Source organism: Exiguobacterium sp. K1 (genome assembly GCF_033721435.1).
GTDB classification, from domain to species: Bacteria; Bacillota; Bacilli; order Exiguobacteriales; family Exiguobacteriaceae; genus Exiguobacterium_A; species Exiguobacterium_A artemiae.
Map to the genome: position 1 here is coordinate 69782 of NZ_JAOTIT010000002.1, position 18611 is coordinate 88392.

The 18611-nt window shown below is 50.1% G+C and carries 16 protein-coding genes; 1 reads left to right on the plus strand and 15 read right to left on the minus strand.

Translation table 11 applies throughout. The annotated features are described in order from the left end of the window. Nucleotides 1-9: 9 nt before the first annotated feature. From trxB to hprK, 7 genes are all read right to left on the minus strand, one after another. Entirely contained in the window at nucleotides 10-972 is a 963-nt protein-coding gene (trxB, locus tag N7U64_RS05730; RefSeq protein ID WP_012371272.1) for a thioredoxin-disulfide reductase, read from the minus strand. 60 nt (nucleotides 973-1032) lie between these two features. Then, nucleotides 1033-2517, minus strand: coding sequence for a tetratricopeptide repeat protein (locus N7U64_RS05735; RefSeq protein ID WP_318928839.1), 1485 nt, complete (start codon nucleotides 2515-2517; stop codon nucleotides 1033-1035). A gap of 96 nt (nucleotides 2518-2613) precedes the next feature. Beyond that, complete coding sequence (gene kapB, locus N7U64_RS05740) at nucleotides 2614-2994, minus strand: sporulation phosphorelay system protein KapB (RefSeq protein WP_214849533.1); 381 nt, start codon at nucleotides 2992-2994, stop codon at nucleotides 2614-2616. A 29-nt stretch (nucleotides 2995-3023) separates the two neighbouring features. After that, nucleotides 3024-3506 (minus strand): acyltransferase, encoded by a 483-nt coding sequence (locus N7U64_RS05745; protein WP_290827596.1) that lies wholly within the window; start codon nucleotides 3504-3506, stop codon nucleotides 3024-3026. Further along, entirely contained in the window at nucleotides 3490-4146 is a 657-nt protein-coding gene (gene ppaX / locus N7U64_RS05750) for a pyrophosphatase PpaX (RefSeq protein ID WP_318928840.1), read from the minus strand. Before ppaX ends, N7U64_RS05745 begins: the two co-directional genes overlap by 17 nt. Nucleotides 4147-4150: 4 nt before the next feature. Next, nucleotides 4151-4984 carry a prolipoprotein diacylglyceryl transferase gene (gene lgt, locus N7U64_RS05755; RefSeq protein WP_290827600.1) on the minus strand — a complete coding sequence of 278 codons (834 nt, stop codon included), beginning with the start codon at nucleotides 4982-4984 and terminating at the stop codon, nucleotides 4151-4153. Continuing rightward, the gene (hprK, locus tag N7U64_RS05760; protein ID WP_012371278.1) at nucleotides 4984-5919 is read right to left on the minus strand and encodes an HPr(Ser) kinase/phosphatase; all 936 of its coding nucleotides are present in this window, start codon (nucleotides 5917-5919) and stop codon (nucleotides 4984-4986) included. The genes lgt and hprK overlap by 1 nt, the downstream gene beginning before the upstream one ends. A gap of 120 nt (nucleotides 5920-6039) precedes the next feature. On the opposite strand from hprK, the gene N7U64_RS05765 reads away from it, so the two are divergent. Further along, on the plus strand, nucleotides 6040-6432 hold the full coding sequence (locus N7U64_RS05765) for a hypothetical protein (protein ID WP_214765785.1): 393 nt from the start codon (nucleotides 6040-6042) through the stop codon (nucleotides 6430-6432). Nucleotides 6433-6537: 105 nt separating this feature from the next. Here the strand turns inward: N7U64_RS05765 and N7U64_RS05770 are convergent, their stop codons facing one another. From N7U64_RS05770 to ftsE, 8 genes are all read right to left on the minus strand, one after another. Further along, nucleotides 6538-7641, minus strand: coding sequence for a DUF4097 family beta strand repeat-containing protein (locus N7U64_RS05770; RefSeq protein ID WP_012371280.1), 1104 nt, complete (start codon nucleotides 7639-7641; stop codon nucleotides 6538-6540). Nucleotides 7642-7749: 108 nt separating this feature from the next. Beyond that, the gene (gene uvrA / locus N7U64_RS05775) at nucleotides 7750-10605 is read right to left on the minus strand and encodes an excinuclease ABC subunit UvrA (RefSeq protein WP_318928841.1); all 2856 of its coding nucleotides are present in this window, start codon (nucleotides 10603-10605) and stop codon (nucleotides 7750-7752) included. A gap of 1 nt (nucleotide 10606) precedes the next feature. Further along, on the minus strand, nucleotides 10607-12574 hold the full coding sequence (gene uvrB / locus N7U64_RS05780) for an excinuclease ABC subunit UvrB (RefSeq protein ID WP_413230424.1): 1968 nt from the start codon (nucleotides 12572-12574) through the stop codon (nucleotides 10607-10609). Nucleotides 12575-12741: 167 nt separating this feature from the next. Then, nucleotides 12742-13905, minus strand: coding sequence for a PDZ domain-containing protein (locus N7U64_RS05785; RefSeq protein ID WP_290827609.1), 1164 nt, complete (start codon nucleotides 13903-13905; stop codon nucleotides 12742-12744). Between the two features lie 19 nt (nucleotides 13906-13924). Next, entirely contained in the window at nucleotides 13925-15346 is a 1422-nt protein-coding gene (locus N7U64_RS05790) for a S41 family peptidase (protein ID WP_318928842.1), read from the minus strand. Nucleotides 15347-15441: 95 nt separating this feature from the next. Next, nucleotides 15442-16842: a peptidoglycan DD-metalloendopeptidase family protein gene (locus N7U64_RS05795; RefSeq protein WP_318928843.1), complete on the minus strand. Its 1401-nt coding sequence runs from the start codon at nucleotides 16840-16842 to the stop codon at nucleotides 15442-15444. Between the two features lie 41 nt (nucleotides 16843-16883). Next, nucleotides 16884-17783, minus strand: coding sequence for a permease-like cell division protein FtsX (ftsX, locus tag N7U64_RS05800; RefSeq protein WP_318928844.1), 900 nt, complete (start codon nucleotides 17781-17783; stop codon nucleotides 16884-16886). Next, complete coding sequence (ftsE, locus tag N7U64_RS05805) at nucleotides 17773-18459, minus strand: cell division ATP-binding protein FtsE (protein WP_214849545.1); 687 nt, start codon at nucleotides 18457-18459, stop codon at nucleotides 17773-17775. Before ftsE ends, ftsX begins: the two co-directional genes overlap by 11 nt. Nucleotides 18460-18611: the final 152 nt, after the last annotated feature.

The following is an 18611-nucleotide window of genomic DNA, read 5'->3' on the forward strand; positions in this document are numbered from 1 at the left end:
GATCTTGAATTAGACTTGTGATGATTCCTGTAATTCTTCAAGCAAGGCTTCGATGTAGTGTTGCGCGTTTTGCGCGGCAATCGAACCGTCGTTCGTCGCTGTGACGACTTGACGAAGTGTTTTTTCACGGACGTCGCCGGCTGCAAAAATGCCTTTGATGTTCGTTTCCATTGCTTCATTTGTCACGACATAGCCTTGGTCGTTCAGAATACCAAGATCTTGCACATATCCTGTGATCGGGTTCATCCCGATGTAGATGAATACGCCATCGATTGGATACGTCGTTGTTTCCGCCGTTTTCGTATTGATCAGTTCAATGCCGCCGACTTTTCCGTTATCTTCGTTGATCTGTTTGACCGTATGGTTCCAGATGAAATCGATTTTCGGATTGTCGAATGCCCGTTTTTGAAGAATTTTTTGAGCACGTAATTCTTCACGACGGTGAACGATCGTGACTTTTTTCGCGAAGCGCGTCAGGTAGACACCTTCTTCTACGGCAGAGTCACCGCCACCGATGACGAACAGTTCTTTTTCTTTAAAGAACGCGCCGTCACAGACGGCACAGTAAGATACACCGCGTCCGCCGAGTTCTTCCTCACCCGGAACACCGATTTTCTTATACTGTGCTCCTGAAGCGATGATGATCGCACGGGCATGGTAATCCTTGTTGTGAGCATGGACGGTCTTGAATGCCGGACCGTCTTCGATGCTGCGGACGTCGCCGTAAGCATATTCTGCGCCGAACGCTTTTGAGTGGTCGAACATTTTTTGTGAAAGATCCGGTCCTAAGATACTGTCATAACCGGGATAGTTTTCGATATCTTCCGTATTGGCCATCTGTCCGCCCGGAATACCGCGTTCGATCATCAGTGTTGAAAGGTTCGCACGTGATGCGTAAAGTGCTGCTGTCATTCCGGCAGGACCGGCACCAATAATGATGACGTCATAAATTTTCTGTTCAGTTTCTGTCATGATTCCACCCCATCTGTATTTTCGTTGTAACTTGAGTATAGGTGAGAATCGTACAAACGTCTAACACTTTGCACGGGCTGGGTTCAAAAGTCGTTGATAGGCCCGAATCATCGTGGCCGTATCCTCAAAGGAAACGTGGACGAGTGCCGCACAGTCTTCAATCAGCATACCGTCGCGGACATCGTGGAATAAATAAATCAGAGCCGCAGCCGACTGTTCGACCGAATCAAACGTCTCACCGCTTAAAACGAGTCGCGCAAACCGTTCGTAAAAATCACCTTCGAGGCTCATCCGTTCTTCATCCGAGACGAATCGTTCCGCAAGGCGAATCGTCATCAAGGCACGGTGAATCCGGGCATCGACGACGTCGTGCTCCCCGTTCATCTCATGAATGATTTGTTCCGTCAGGAAGAGGACGTCCGGATGATCCGTTACTTCCGGCATCATCGATAACGCGAGTTTCGCTTCTTCATCATTCAGCTTGCCGAGTAACAACGCTGTAAAAATCCGTGAGACATCATCTTCCGTCTTCAGGGCTTGAATCAAAGCCGAGCGGAACTGGAGATTATGACGGATGTCGTAAGCTTCCTGTTCTTCCCGCATACTTTGCGCTTCTTCTGATTGAAGGAACGCAGCTGCTTCTTCGACGTGTCCCGTCTTGAAGGCTGAGATCGACAGCCAGTGTCCGAACAACGGATCTCCACGGTAGCCGCGTCGTTCCAGTAACTTCAGTTCTTCGTATGCCAAATCGTGACGACCGATGATCGCAAGCGTCGAAGCGACCTTGTAGCGTGTCTCAAGGTTGACGGAGCGGACGTGCTCGAGTTTGTTCGACAAACGATGCGCTTCTTCATCCTGTCCCATCTCGTGCAACAGCACAAGCGTGTTACAGAGAGCATGCAGGTTTCCCGGATTTCCATCGAGGACTTGTTCCAGTGAAGCAAACGCCCGGTCGTTTTCACCGAGGTAAAACTCGACGATGGCAAGATTGTTGTATGCCGGCCAGAAGGTCGGATACTGGACGATCAGGGATTCGAGCGTTTCCTGCGCCGCAAAGAGCATCCCTTTGTCGATTTGACGTTGTGCCTGAGCATGTAACCGAATCAATTCATCCTCATCGTCATCTTCCATCTCTTGTTCGAGATCGATTAATTCCACGAGCGCGGCCGATGCCTCTGCGTGTTTCCCGTTTGGTGCACTGGATAAATATTCAAGCGCGTAATTTTTCGCCTCTTCATATAAAGAGACATGCGCGTAGTTATTCGCTAAATAAAACAAAGATTCCGTATTTGACTGGTCGAGCGTCCGCACTTGTTTCAAGACATCATTGGCATGATTGATTTCGCCTGTCTCGAACAAAACACGAGCGTAACGTAAAAGGTAACGGACATCACTCGGCTGAAGCGTCGTTGCTTCATCAAGGTGATAAACCGCCTCTTCCAGTCGCCCTTCCCGGTGCGCCTTCCGTCCGCGGAAATAAAAAAGCTCCGCTTGGCGCGTTGTAATCGCAAAGGGGTCTGCTTTGTATTCAGTTAATTCCATCATCATTCAAGCCCCCATAGATCTAAATCTGGTTTCGTAGTTGCAGAGACAAGAATAACCTATCTCGGAAACCGTTGCAACAGAAAAAAACGCCGGGGTTTATCCCCAACGTTTCGCATAAATCGATTCCAGTTCCTTGTAATTCTCCAAGCATTTTTGTACGAAAGCATCCGTCTCCGGGTTTTGTCCGTTCAAACGTTCGACTTCCTTATCATATGCCTGGCGTAAGCTTTCGGCGTAGCTCGGAATCTCGCCTTCATAGGCATAAACGACACCGGGAGCAACCGTCACTTTTTCGTGCGGGTGTAAGGCAGTACGGACATGGAAGAGCGGCACGTCGACCTGATTCGGATTGTGCAAGTCACCTTGAATCGGGTGTTTCTCGACGGCCAGTACCTCAACGACCAATCCTTGCGGACGTTCGGCAAATAATCTTCCGAAATACTTTCCTGTTTTATACGTAAAGCGGATATGACTCATCTTGTCCTCGCCTTCCTCTCACATTTTCGTCACATTTCGTGCCGGCGAAGCGGCTGACTCGAGACCCGTTCCCCGGGCAGAATATCCCGATGGACGACGGAACCGGCTCCGACCATTGCACCGTCCCCAATTGTCACGCCGGGTAAAATCGTCACGTTTGCGCCAATCAAGACGTCATTTCCGATCGTCACGTTACCGATCCGATATTCCGTCGTCAAATATTCATGACAGAGGATCGTCGTATTGAAGCCGATGATCGTATTGGAGCCGATCGTAATCCGTTCCGGAAACATCGTATCCGGCATAACCATCAAGGCAAGGGCCGTCCGGTCGCCGATCTTCATCCGCAAACACGTCCGGTAGAGACCGTTCTTGAAGCGGAGCGACGGGGAAAACCGGCCGATCGTAATGATGATGAAACACCACATGACTTTAAAGAACGATACCGTCCGATACATATGCCAGAGCGGGTTTGTCGCTCCGACGTGATACCGGTCAGTCCGCCTTGGCATTTTCAGCCTCGATCCAGTCGCCCAACTGTTCCATCGAATCAATGATCAAATCCGGTTCGAGCGCTTCGAGATACGGACGTCCTTTGATGGCCCAGCCGACGGCAACAGTTTTAAGACCGGCATTTTTCCCGCCGTAGATGTCCGTATCGTTGTCACCGACCATGATCGTTTCTTCCCGTGTTGAACCGAGTAAGGCCATCGCCTTTTCAAACGGTTCGACGGCCGGTTTTTCTTCCGTCACATCATCTGCCGCGATGACCGCGTCAAACAGATGCGACAGTCCAAACAGTTCGATTCCTTTTAACGCAACGCGCCGGCTCTTTGAAGTGACGATTGCCATTTTGTAGCCCTGTTCCTTCAATCGGCGTAATCCGTCGAGCACACCCGGATACTCGAGAACAAGTGCATCATGCATCGCAATGTTGTAACTCCGGTAAAAGGCGACCATCTCTTTCCATTGACCGGCATTCATTTCCGAGAACGACTTTTCAAGCGTCGGTCCGATGAACGGAAGCAGTTCTGCTTCCGTAAAAGTCCGGTCCGGATAATAATAATCGAGCGTATGGGCAAAACTTTTTAAAATGAGGGGATTCGTATCAATCAACGTCCCGTCGAGATCAAAGAGAATCGTTTGAATCATCGGTTCATTTCGCCTCCCGTTTTGTTCCGTCCAAATAACGGACGGCATTTTTTCGGATAAACAACATGATCAGACCAAAGACAATCAGACAGATCGAGACGATTTGCGCCGTCCGGAGACCGCCGCCCATCATTAAACTGTCTGTCCGCAAACCTTCGATGTAAAAACGTCCGATCGAGTACCAGATCAGGTAACCGAGGAAGACGTAACCGCGTCGCGGATTAAACTTCATCCGCCAGACAATCAACAGAATGACACCAATGATGTTCCAAATACTTTCATATAAGAACGTCGGAATGTAATAGACCCCGTCGATGTACATCTGGTTGACGATCCAGTCCGGTAAGTGCAACGTATCCTGCAGGAAAGTCCAGGTCGTCTCGCCGCCGTGCGCTTCCTGGTTAAAGAAGTTGCCCCAGCGTCCGACCGCCTGTCCGAACAAGAGTGACGGTGCCAGAATATCGGCAATTTGCCAAAACGAGATGTTTTTCTTGCGTGTATAAATCAGGACGGTCAAGATCGCACCGATGATGGCACCATGAATCGCAATCCCGCCTTGGCGGATGTTGATGATTTGATCAAGATTCTGACCATAATAATCCCATTCGAACGCCACGTAGTAAATCCGGGCGCAGATGATACTGATCGGAATCGACCAGATGACGACATCGACGGCATATTCTTCGTTAAAGCCGATTCGTTTAGATTCAAAGATGGCAATCATCAGACCGACGACCGCGCCAAGCGCGATGACGATACCGTACCAATAGATCGGAATCGGCCCGATTTCGATCGCCACCCGGTCAAACGTCGGTTGGACACTCGCTAATGTTCCCATCAAAGACCACCGTTCCCATCTTCAATCGCTTGCGCGAGACGCCCCGCAAACTCTTCTGCTGTATTGATGCCCATGTTTTTCAGACGATAGTTCATGGCAGCCACCTCGATGATGACGGCCAGGTTTCGTCCGGGACGAACCGGAATCGTCAAAAACGGAATTTCCGTATCGATGATTTGTAATGTTTCCTGGTCCAGTCCTACCCGGTCGTAGACTTTCGCCTGATCCCAGATTTCCAAATTACAGACGAGGCTGATTTTCTTGTGCGAACGAACGGCACCGGCACCGAATAACGTCATCACATCGATGATCCCGATTCCGCGAATCTCAAGCAGATGCTGAATCAATTTCGGAGCGGTCCCGACAAGGATGCCGTCGCCGGTCTGACGAATCTCGACCGAATCATCGGCGACTAAACGGTGTCCCCGTTTGACGAGTTCAAGAGCTGTCTCGGATTTCCCGACGCCGCTTGCCCCTTTGATGAAAACACCGACGCCGTAGATATCGACGAGCACGCCGTGCATTGCCGTTGTCGGTGCGAGCTCCGCTTCGAGGAAGTTCGTAATTTGTGATTCGACCGATGTCGTATGTCCCTTCGTCGTCAAAAGAGGGACGTTCGTTTCGTCCGCCGCCTTGACGATTGCTTCCGGTACATCAAAACCACGTGTAATCAAAATTCCCGGTGTCTCATCCGTACAGAGAACGTTTGCCCGCTCGAGCTGTTCCTCATACGTCAGGTTGTTGAAAAACGTCAATTCCGTTTTCCCGAGAATCTGCAGACGTTCTGCCGGGTAATAGGCATAATAGCCGGCGAGGACAAGACCCGGTCGACAAAGATCAGCCGTCAGAATCGGACGATGCAGTCCTTCTTCTCCGGTGACGATTTTTAAATTGAATTGCTTTACGATTTCAGCTGTTCGCACTTTTGGTTGCACGCTCAATCAGCCCCTTTCACTTGAAGTATTGTACCATATTTTTCTCAAAATCAAGGATTTCGATTAGAAGTGGACAATCTTGGGAATGGAGTACAGACAGGAAAAAAAGGAGGTTTTATTATGATGGAATCAACAGGCAGCGGAATCGGCATTATTATCATCATGATTTTATTCGCAATTCTCGCCATCGTCGGCTTTGTTTACCTGATCATCGCCTTGATCGATATGTGGAAAGCCTATTCGCGCAATCAGGACCAAACGGCATTATTATTCTTCATTATCTCGATTATCGGAATCTTCATCAGCGGTTCGTTTATCTCGTACATTTTAGCTATCATTTTCTATTGGAACCGCTCACGCCGCAAGAGCTGGATGGGAATCGGCCTGATCATTCTCTCGATCGTTCTTGCCATTGTCGGTGTCATCACACTTTTATCGTTTGGATATGACATGAATAACTTCGAAAACATGAATTTTGACGATCCGATGATGGATCAAGACTACAATTACTAATTCGTACCGGCATTTCATCCGGCGACTCCCTATCTTCTGATAGCGAGTCGTCTTTTTTTCGGCAAAAAAATCCTGCCCCTTATGAATCAAGGGACAGGACTCGGATTATAAAGCTTGCGGACTTAAGTGAACACCGTGCGTGACGGAAATCGTGCCCGTCTTCGTATCAGCGGCGACTTCAATCTTCGGAGTCCGACCACGACCTGACAGGAAGTGGAGTTTCCGGTTGACGACTTCTTTTTGATCGCGGATCAATTCCATTTCGTCGAGGTTACAGTTCAGACCGCCGAAGTTCGTTTCCAGTTCACCGTAGACTTCTGCACCGTGCGGCAACATCAAGGCGATGCTTCCGGCAAGCGACGACGCTTGGATCTTCGCATCCTGGACTGTCTTCAGTTCACACCGGACGTTACCGTTCGCCGTCTTCAGATCAGACCGCTCAAACACGCCGGTCGCAATGACTTGACCGTTGGCCGTTTTCGCTCTTAACGACTTGATTTCCGATTCTTCGATTTCGATCGAACCGTTGGCGGTTGACGTCTTCACTTCTTCACTGAACAGGTCACGGACATGAATTCGTCCGTTCGCTGTCATCAGTTGCACTGACGTCGCATCAAGCGACGATAACGTGACTTCACCGTTTAACGTCTGCAAGACGAGTGATTCATAGTGACGGCGCGGAATCTTCAAGTGAACCGTCGCGCGAACGCGTTTATCTTTTAAACGAATCGATAACGTGTTCGCAGAAACAGAGTGCTGAAGTGCTGCCTGCAGTTGCTCCAGCGCTTGTTCTTCGTTCACTTGACGGAGCGGGCGACCGGTAACGGTCAACTCACACTCTTCCAAGTCACCCGGTTCGACGATGGCATTGGCATTAAATAAATCCAAATGAATCGTCTCACCGCTGAACGGGAATTGTTTGACGTACGTGACGTTCGGTCCGGACGTTTGATTGAGTGACAAGTCACTTTCTTTGATCCGGTTGACGAGGCCGTCAAAAGCTGACATGACTTTTGATGTCAAGGAGTCGACCGTATAATGGTCGACCCGGTCGTATTGTTCCGGTTCATCCACGTATTTATGCTCACTTGACGACGACGGTTTCTGATCGATCGCTTCGAGGCGTTCGAGTTTATCGAGCGCTTCGTCAATCGTCAGCTTTCCTTCTTTCACTTGTTCAAGTATCAGTTGGCGCATATCCTGCTTCATCAATAGTTCCCTCCTCTGATCTGGTACACGTTAATCGATGGGACTTGCTTCTTTACTTCGTTCTACTTTCCTTACTTCCCTTTTTACGATTCCTGAATCAAAAAAGTTTCATGATTTGATTCGGGCCGTGTCTCGTTCGAGAACAGGAGCCAGGTAATGACCGGTATAGGATTCCTTGACCGCTGCGATGTCTTCCGGTGTTCCGGTCGCGACAATCTTCCCGCCGCCGTCTCCGCCTTCCGGTCCGAGATCAATCAAATAGTCAGCTGTTTTGATGACATCAAGATTGTGTTCGATGACGAGCACCGTGTCTCCGTTGTCGACGAGTCGTTGCAAGACTTTCAGCAATCGGGCGATATCGTGGACGTGTAACCCGGTTGTCGGCTCATCGAGAATATAAATCGTTTTCCCGGTCGAACGTTTATGCAGCTCGGATGCCAGCTTGACCCGTTGTGCTTCTCCGCCGGACAGTTCCGTCGCCGGTTGTCCGAGACGCATGTAGGTCAGACCGACGTCGGCAATCGTCTGCAGTTTCCGGCTGATTTTCGGAATCTTTTCAAAGAATTCCAGTGCATCTTCAACCGTCATCTCGAGCACATCGGCAATCGTCTTGCCTTTATATTTTACTTCCAGCGTTTCGCGGTTGTAGCGTTTGCCGTGACAGATTTCACACGGGACGTAGACGTCCGGCAGGAAATGCATCTCGATCTTGATGATTCCGTCGCCTCGGCAGGCTTCGCAACGTCCGCCTTTGATGTTGAAGCTGAAGCGGCCTTTTTTGTAACCGCGGAGTTTCGCTTCGTTCGTCGAGGCAAAGACGTCGCGGATATCATCAAAGACACCGGTATACGTTGCCGGGTTCGAACGTGGTGTCCGACCGATCGGTGACTGATCGATATCGATGACTTTATCGATTTGGTCGAGTCCGGAAATCCCTTTATGGGCCCCCGGTTTTTCCTTCGCCCGGTTCATCTCATGGGCAATCGTCTTGTAGAGAATCTCATTGATCAATGTCGATTTCCCGGAACCGGATACCCCGGTCACGGCGACGAACAATCCAAGCGGAATGTCGACATCGACGTTTTTCAAATTGTTTTCCGACGCTTTGTGAATCCGTAACGCCCGACCATCCGGTTGTTTCCGTTCAGACGGGACCGGAATGAATTTCTTGCCGGACAAGTATTGTCCCGTCAAAGAGTTCGGATCCTGCATCAGTTCTTCCGGACGTCCCGCTGCCGTGACGAATCCGCCGTGGTCACCGGCTCCCGGTCCGATATCAATCAGGTAGTCCGCTGCCATCATCGTATCTTCATCATGTTCGACGACAATCAACGTGTTTCCGAGATCGCGCATCGTCTTGAGGGTATTGATCAGCCGGTCGTTATCGCGCTGGTGGAGTCCGATTGACGGTTCATCAAGGACGTACAAAACACCGGTCAGCCGTGACCCGATTTGCGTCGCGAGACGAATCCGTTGTGCTTCTCCGCCGGACAATGTACCGGCAGCCCGCGAAATCGTCAGATAATCGAGTCCGACGTTCTCAAGGAACGACGACCGTTCATGAATTTCGCGGACAATCATCCGGGAAATCGTCTGATCCTTCTCGGATAATTTGTCTGGCAACTCTTCAAAGAAGACGACGGCCTGTTTGACGGACATCTTCGTCACTTCACCGATATGGATTCCTGACACTTTGACGGCGAGGGATTCGCGTTTTAAGCGGTGTCCTTTACATGTCGGACAGGCTTTTTTCGCCATGTACCCTTCCATCTGTTCACGGATGTAGTCGGACGATGTCTCTTTGAAGCGTCGTTGTAAATTGTTCAAGACACCTTCAAAGAACAGTGACGTATTGCGGACCATCCCAAAGTCATTTTCATAACGGAACTGGATTTCTTCCTTCGTGCTGCCGTTCAACAGAATGTCGCGGTGTTCATCCGACAGCTGTTCAAACGGTGTATCCATGTCGATGTTGAAGTGGTTGCAGACAGCCGCAAGCAACTGCGGATAATATTGTGAACTGGTTGGTTCCCAGGCGATGATCGCCCCTTCGTTTAACGATTTATCCGGATGCGGTACAACAAGATCCACGTCGACTTCGAGTTTCGTCCCGAGTCCGTCACACGATGTACAAGCTCCGAACGGCGAGTTAAACGAAAACATCCGCGGTTCGAGTTCTCCGATTGAAAAACCGCAGATCGGGCAGGCATGATGTTCGCTGAACAACAGTTCGTTTCCGTCCATCGTATCAACGATGACACGACCGTCCGCAAGACGAAGCGCCGTCTCAAGTGAATCCGCGAGGCGCGCTTCCACGTCCGGACGGACAACGACCCGGTCGACGACAACTTCGATCGAGTGTTTTTTATTTTTCTCGAGTTCGATGTCATCCGTCAAATCGATCGTTTCGCCATCGACGCGGACACGGACGAACCCTTCTTTTTTCAGGTCTTCGAAGACTTTGACATGGGCACCTTTGCGGCCGGAAATGATTGGTGCGAGAATCTGCAGACGGCTGCGCTCCGGCAGTTCCATCACCTGGTCGACCATCTGACTGATCGTCTGGCTTGAGATTTCAATCCCGTGATTCGGACAGATCGGTTTTCCGATCCGGGCATAGAGCAGACGGAGATAGTCATAGATTTCCGTGACTGTCCCGACCGTCGAACGCGGGTTTTTACTGGTCGTCTTTTGGTCGATCGAAATGGCCGGACTGAGTCCTTCGATTGCATCGACGTCCGGCTTGTCCATCTGTCCTAAAAACTGGCGGGCATAGGCGGACAGACTTTCGACATAACGCCGCTGTCCTTCCGCATAAATCGTATCAAATGCGAGCGACGATTTCCCGGATCCGGATAAGCCTGTCAGGACGACAAGCTGATCGCGCGGGATTTCGACATCGATGTTTTGTAAGTTATTGACGCGAGCGCCCTTGATGATAATCTTGTTCTTTTTTTCTGCCAACTTAGGCACCTGCTTTCAATTCTAAGATAAGGTCACGCAATTCTGCTGCCCGTTCAAACTGCATATCTTTCGCCGCTTGACGCATCTCTTGATCGAGTTGTTCAAGCAGTGTTTCGCGTTCCGGTTTTTTCAGTTTGTTGAACTTCTCGAGTTTTTCGACTGTATCGTCGCTCTCGATCGTCGTACTGATGACACCACGGACATCCTTTTGAATCGTTTTCGGCGTGATGCCGTGTTCTTTATTAAAGGCGAGCTGAATGTTGCGCCGCCGTTCCGTTTCATCAATCGCCCGCTGCATCGAGTCGGTCATCTTATCGGCAAACAGAATAACGTGCCCTTCCGAGTTCCGGGCGGCCCGACCGATCGTCTGAATCAGTGACCGTTCCGAACGCAGGAATCCTTCCTTGTCGGCATCGAGTATCGTCACGAGCGAGACTTCCGGAATATCCAGTCCTTCCCGCAACAGGTTGATCCCGACGAGGACATCGTATTTCCCGAGCCGTAAATCGCGGATGATTTCAATCCGCTCAAGCGTCTTGATTTCCGAGTGCATGTAGTTGACCTTAACGCCATGCTCCTTCAGATAATCCGTCAAATCCTCCGACATTTTTTTCGTCAATGTCGTCACGAGCACCCGTTCATTTTTCGCGACACGTTCGCGGATGTTATCCATCAAGTAGTCGATTTGACCGGTAATCGGATGAATCTCGATCGTCGGATCCACGAGTCCGGTCGGACGGATGATTTGTTCGACCATCTCTTTTGTATGTTCGATTTCGTAAGGTCCCGGTGTCGCCGAGATATAAATCGCTTGGCTGACCTTTTCCTCAAATTCCTCGAACCGGAGCGGCCGGTTGTCCTTCGCTGACGGCAGACGGAAGCCGTGGTCGACGAGGACTTGTTTCCGGGCCTGATCGCCGTTGTACATCCCGCGGATTTGCGGCAACGTCACGTGCGACTCATCGGCGACCAGTAAAAAGTCTTTCGGGAAGTAATCGATCAACGTGTACGGTGTCGAGCCCGGCGGCATTAAGTTCAAGTGACGGGAATAGTTTTCGATCCCCGAGCAGTAACCCATCTCGCGCATCATCTCAAGGTCATAATTCGTCCGCTGTTCGAGCCGCTGGGCTTCGAGCAGCATACCGTCTTCCCGCATCTTCGCGAGTTGTGTCTCAAGTTCTGCCTCGATGTTCGTAATCGCTTTTTGCAGCCGGGTATCCCCGGTCACGAAGTGGGATGCCGGGAAAATCGAGATGTGTTCCCGGTCGGCGATGATTTCACCGGTCAACGGGTCCATGTCGCGTATCCGTTCAATCTCATCTCCGAAAAATTCAACCCGGACACACTGTTCGTCACGCGATGCCGGGAAAATTTCGACGACGTCTCCCCGGACGCGGAACCGTCCGCGCTGGAAATCGATATCGTTCCGTTCATATTGAATGTCGATCAGACGACGCAACATCTCGTTTCGTCCCATCTCGTTTCCGACACGGAGCGACAGCACGTGGTTGTTGTACTCTTCCGGATTACCGAGACCATAAATACACGAAACCGAGGCGACAATCAGGACGTCTTCGCGTTCAAACAGCGCTGACGTCGCTGAGTGACGCAACTTATCGATCTCATCATTAATGGACGAGTCCTTTTCGATGAACGTATCCGTTGACGGCACGTACGCTTCCGGTTGGTAATAATCATAAAAGCTGACGAAATATTCGACCGCGTTGTTTGGGAAGAACTCTTTGAACTCCGAATACAGCTGACCGGCAAGTGTCTTATTGTGGGCCAGGACCAACGTCGGCTTCTTAATCTCTTTGATGACGTTCGAGACGGTGAAGGTTTTCCCTGTTCCCGTCGCTCCGAGCAACGTTTGATGGCGCTCGCCGTTCTTGACGCCTGCAATCAATTTTTCAATCGCTACCGGTTGATCGCCACCCGGTTCAAATGGTGATACTAACTCAAAATCCATCGTATTCTTCCCCCTCATCCAGTTCACAAAATCTATTTTCATTGTACCACTTTACGAACAAACATTCGATTTTGAAGTGCTCCATTTAAAAGTTACCCGTTTTTCACGAAAAGAAAAAGTCCAGCCCGCAGGCTGAACTGTTTTTTACGCTGAATTTTAAACTCAAGTCACTGCAGGGTCCGGATTTTCGTCCGTTTGTTGCCAGGTTCACTGACGAACAAAATCCCGAGATCATGATGATCCTGTTCATAAAAAGCCCGCTGCGCGAACCGGACATCTCCGTTGTGATTCATGACCTCGAGACGGAGGTACGGTTTGTGTTTTTGAATCGCTTCGTAAAACGACTTCTCCGACTCGACGAACTCTCCGTTGACTTTATAAATCGCTTCGCCCGGGACGAGTCCCATCTCAGAAGCCGGCTTCTCCGGTAACGTTCCGAGAATGACGACCCCGCGTTTTCCATTGAGGAACAGCGGTGTCTGCGAGCGGTTGAGTCGTTTAATCCGCTGATGCAAAATCAGGTGTACGATCAGCAGGACGGGTAATCCGTATAACCAGACAGCCTGTCCGGTCAAGAAGGCGCCTGCCGCAAGCACGACGGACAAGACGAACGTCAGCAGTCGTCCCTGGATCAGCGGACGGATTAACTGGTCCGGCAACTGTCCGGTAAAGAGGAAACTGAATCCGATCGGCAAAAACAGGACAATCGGAACGAACTCCGGAAACGACCATTGTGGAATGAGCGTTTCCAGGCTGCTGCCCGGTACAAAGACGACGAGCGGAATCAGCCACAGCTTATTCGACGAAAGTCCACCGATGTAACGTCCCCGCTTCGATAAGACCAAGGAAGGTGATAAATTCTTTTTCCCCCGCCAGATCAACAGTACCAGTTCAGCTCCCAAGGACAAGGCCGCAAGCAACAGCCAGTCGCTGACCGTGACATCCCGGAGACTGTCAACCCGGTCACCCGTCATGAACCAGGTGACGCCGGCAAGCAGGACGAGCGGTCCGAGCGGTAAATTGAAGCGGATGACACCGGTCAACAAAATCAGGAACGTCAACACCATGAAGGCGATCAGAAACTCTGTTGAGACCGTCAACGTCAGACTCACACTGATGACGGATAAGACAAGACCAACCACGAAGCCCGGAACAAGCGTTTCGAAGAGATCGGTCCGTTTGCTACGCGTGCGTGACCGGAACAGATTCCGTTCACGTTTGACACGTCGCATACTGAGTAAAAAACTGACTAGAACTGCTAACCACAAGATTGGACTAGCGAAGAGACTAATCACTGTCCAACCGATTCCATCGAGTAATTCCACGCCCATTCAGACCTCTTTCTGTAAGTTATTGTGCAGCGACTTCCAACGCCTTGATGCGCTGGACATCATTTTTTTCGTCTTCCAGTTTCTTCAGGAGACGCGTTTCCATCTCGGAAGCGGTCACCTGATCGATTTTGCCGGTCACCTCAAGCTTCGCGTCTTTTTGGAGACGCTCGACCGCCTGTTTCATCGTATCGCCGAAGTAACCGTCCTGTCCTTTCGGATCAAAACCGATCGCTTCAAGAACCAGGTGTGCGTTTTCGACAGGCTTGCCGTAATCGCCGCTTGCAAGCGTCTTATTATCCGTCAGAATCTTCGTGACGTTAAAGTAATCCGGCTGTTTGACTTCGACCGTCGGCTTGACGCCTTTTTTATGAATCCAGTTGCCGTCCGGTGTCAGCCATTTATTCGTCGTCAGCTTCAAATCACTGCCGTCTTTTAAATCATAAGCGCTTTGGACGATTCCTTTTCCGAACGATTTCGTCCCGACCACTTCGGCACCGGCGCCTTCTTTTAATCCGGCGGCCAGAATTTCCGAAGCCGAGGCCGATCCGCTGTCTTCGAGGACAACGAGCTTATAAGGTTTCTTCTCTTCCGCTTTCCCGAATTCCTGCGTCCGCTCCCCTTTGTTGTCTTCCACCTGGAAAATCGGTGTGTCTTTCGGGATGAACGGCGCAATCATTTGTGAAACGGCTGTCAGCAAGCCGCCCGGATTTCCCCGGACATCGATGACAAGACCATCAATGTTTTTCTCTTCGAGGGCTGCGAGTTGTTTCTCGAACTCTTTTGCCGTCGGGTCCGAGAATTGGGTCACTTGCAGAACACCAATCGTCTTCCCGTTGACTTTTTCCGTTTTCGAATAAACCGTCTCGATCGGAATCGTATCGCGGACGATTGTAATTTTCATCGGATCCTGTCCGCCGCGTTGAATCGTCAAGACAACTTTCGTGCCTTTTTCACCGCGGATTTTTTTGACTGCCTGATCCGTTTTCTGTCCTTTCGTCGATTTACCATCGATTTCTAAGATGACATCCCCCGGTTTGATGCCGGCTTTTTCAGCAGGCGACCCTTTGATTGGCGAGACGATGACAATCGATTCGCCTTTTTGTTCAAGCGTTGCACCGATCCCTTCAAACGAAGACGATAAGTTCGTATTGAACGATGCCGTTTCCGATTCGTCCATGTAGACCGAGTACGGATCGTCGAGGACTTCCGTCATGCCGGTTAATGCCCCTTCCAGCAATTCCTGATCCGTCACGTCCTCCAAATAATTTTGTGAAATCATCTGCCGGACCTGATCGATCTTTTTCCAATCCCCCGTTGCATTGGATGAAGAACTTGTTGCTACTGAATCCGTTCCACCTGTCGCTAACATCCCGACAGCACCTGCTCCGAGACCCAGGCCAAACGTGCTGACCGCTATGACGGCCGTTGTCGATTTTTTCACGCGTAATTCCTCGTTTCTGGTCTAAACCTGCTATTTTTTTCAGTATAGCAAAAAAAGATAGGTTACCCTATCTTTTCGTCAGTCGTACGTTGAAGTTATAAGATGTAAGGCGCCGGATCGACCGCATTCGGTTGTCCGACAGCCCATTCACCGCGATGAATCTCAAAGTGAAGGTGTGGTCCCGTCGACCAGCCCGTCGAACCGAGTTTACCGACGATGTTGCCCGGCATGACCGTTTGCCCGGCTTTGACAGAAACCGAATCGAGGTGTCCGTAAACGGTCGTCCAGACTTTGCCGTCAATCAAATGCGTAATCATGACGACATTTCCGTAGCCGGTCGCACTGCCGGCTCGGAGGACAATCCCGCCGGCCGCCGCTTTGATCGGCGTCCCTTTGGCATTAACGAGATCGATTCCGGTATGTCGTTCCGACTTCCCGGTCAACGGATTGGTACGGGGACCGAAGGGTGACGAGACGTAGCCGGTCACAGGCAGCAGGAACGGTTTGATCGACGTGCTTGGACTAGATGTCGCCGGTTGGGACGGGGCTTCCGTCACCGGTTCTGAAGCAGCCGGCGGACGGGAAGTTGTATCGTTCCGTTCTTTCTGTTCTTTCTGCGCTTGTGCTTTTTGTTCCGCCTGACGCTGTGCTTCTGCCTCTGCTTCCCGGGCAGCAGCTTCTGCAGCTCTCTGTGCCGCTTCCGCCCGTTCTTTCGCTTCCTGCTGGGCCTGGAGTTCGGCTGCCCGCAACTCTTCCAATTGACGGCTGATCAGACGTTTTTGATCTTCAAGAATCGAGGCTTCTTCTGCTTTCGTAAACTGTTCCTGTTGCAACTGTTTGACCTGGCTGTTCAAACGGACAACCAACGTCCGTTTGATTTCCGATTCCGCGATGATCCGGGTCTGCAGAATCAGCAGTTTCCGTTGCTCTTTCTTTAACTGTCCGAGAACCAGTTCCTGCTCAGACCGTTGTTCGGTTAATTGTTTGACGTTTGCCTGATAGGTCTGCAGGACACCGTCATCCTGCTTGATAATTTCACTGACAGTGCTGAAACGCGAAATCAGATCTCCAAAATCTTTTGCATCGAGCAATACTTCGATGTATTTGACGTCGCCGTCCCGTTGAACGGACCGCAGACGGTCTCCGATCAACTTTTCCTGTGTCCGGAGTTTGGATTCGGTTTGACCGACGGCACGGGTGACGATCGCCAGTTCTTCTTTGGCAACAGAAACAGCCGCCTGTTGATCCGCAATCTTACTCGCTAAATCTTCCAGACGGCTGTTGACTTCATCAAGGCGCGCTTTTGCTTCCTTGCGCTCCTGTTTCGTCAAGACTAACTTCTCCGATGTCTGATTCTGCGATTGTTCCGTCTCTTGCAGACGGGACTCGACCTCCTGTTGTTCCTTCAACAAATCTTCCTTGGACGTTGCCTGAACGGATACACTTGAACCAATTAATGCCAAGCTTAGGACGGTAGAACAGAATCGGACCTTCATGAGAAGCATCTCTCCTCTATCTTTTATTTGATTTTTAGAATTTAAATCTTCAAGAAACGGCCAAGTGACGTCGTTGATCCCCAGACACCGATGAAGGCACCGAGTGCGAGCAGGATGACGGAAACTTGAACCGATAGTTCACCCGGGGGAATCAAGGTGAAGATCGAGGCGTTCAATGATACGAGTTGTGGTTGCAACGCATTGTACGTCACTTCATATCCGAAGTAGACGACGACAATCGGGATTAAGGCCCCGAGGACACCCATCAACAGTCCTTCGATGAAGAACGGTGCACGGATGAATCCGTTTTTCGCTCCAACGAGTCGCATGATTTCAATCTCACGACGACGCGAAAAAATCGTGACTTTGATTGTATTCGAGATGAGGAACATTGCCATGAATGTCAAACCGACAATCAGGATGACTCCACCGATCCGAACCCCTTCAAGGAAGTTGAACATCTTCTCAACATAATCTTCACCATATTCGACACTATCTATATTTTCCATTTTTTTGACGGTATTTGCAATAGTTTCTGTCTCATTTGGTGAAGTTGCCTTGACGATATACCGGTCGTGGAGCGGATTATCCTTCTCAACCGACTGGTAGGCTTGTGATCCTTCGCCAAGCTGTTCCTTGAAGCGGTCCAGTTCTTCTTCTTTTGAGCTGTAACGAACAGATTCAACACCCGGCATCTGTTCTAGTTTTTTTCCAACTGCATCGATTTTTGCCTGATCGGACTCTCGTTCAACGAACACCTGGATTTCGACGTCTTTTTCGACGTTATCGGAAATCTTGTTGACGTTGAACATGACCATCGCAAAAATACCTACGAGCAATAAGGTCACGGTAACGGCACTGACGGAAGCGAATGTCATCCAGCCGTTTCGGACGAGACCTTTTGCCCCTTCCCGTAAATGACGGAATCCATTAAACTTCATAGCCGTACATTCCTTTCTCTTCGTCTCGGACGATTTTTCCACCGTCAATCGCAAGAACGCGATGACGCATCTTATTAACGATATCCCGGTTGTGTGTCGCCATTACGACCGTTGTCCCACGGCGATAAATTTCTTCGAACACTTCCATGATCTCCCATGCTGTATCCGGATCAAGGTTTCCGGTCGGCTCATCGGCGATGACGAGTGACGGACGATTGACAATGGCTCTCGCGATCGAGATCCGTTGCTGTTCTCCACCGGATAATTCATCAGGATAGTTCCGTTCCTTGTGCTTCAGTTTTACGAGTTCGAGTACTTCAAGTACTTTCTTGCGGATCTGAGATTTGTCTTCACCGACAACTTCAAGGGCGAACGCGACGTTTTCATAAACCGTCAAGGACGGGAGTAGTTTAAAGTCTTGGAAGATGACGCCGATTTGGCGACGAAGTTCGGGGATCTGGCGGTTTTTCAACTTACCTACTTCAATTCCTTTAAATAAAAACGAACCGCTGGTCGGTCGTTCTTCGCGATACATCATTTTCATGAATGTCGATTTTCCGGCTCCGGATGGACCAACGATATAGACGAATTCGCCTTGGTTGATCGTCAAATTGACTTCACGAAGTGCCGTGACACCGTTCGGATAAATCTTGCTGACTTGTTGCATCTTGATCACTTGCTTCACATCCTTACTTGATTACTGATGGTGATCAGATAGGTCTTAACGCCTACCGAACCCCATTATAACAGGCAATAATTTTTAAGCACATTACAATCAAATGTCATTTCCGGCGGATTTATATAAAAAAAGAGAGCCGGACAACAAAC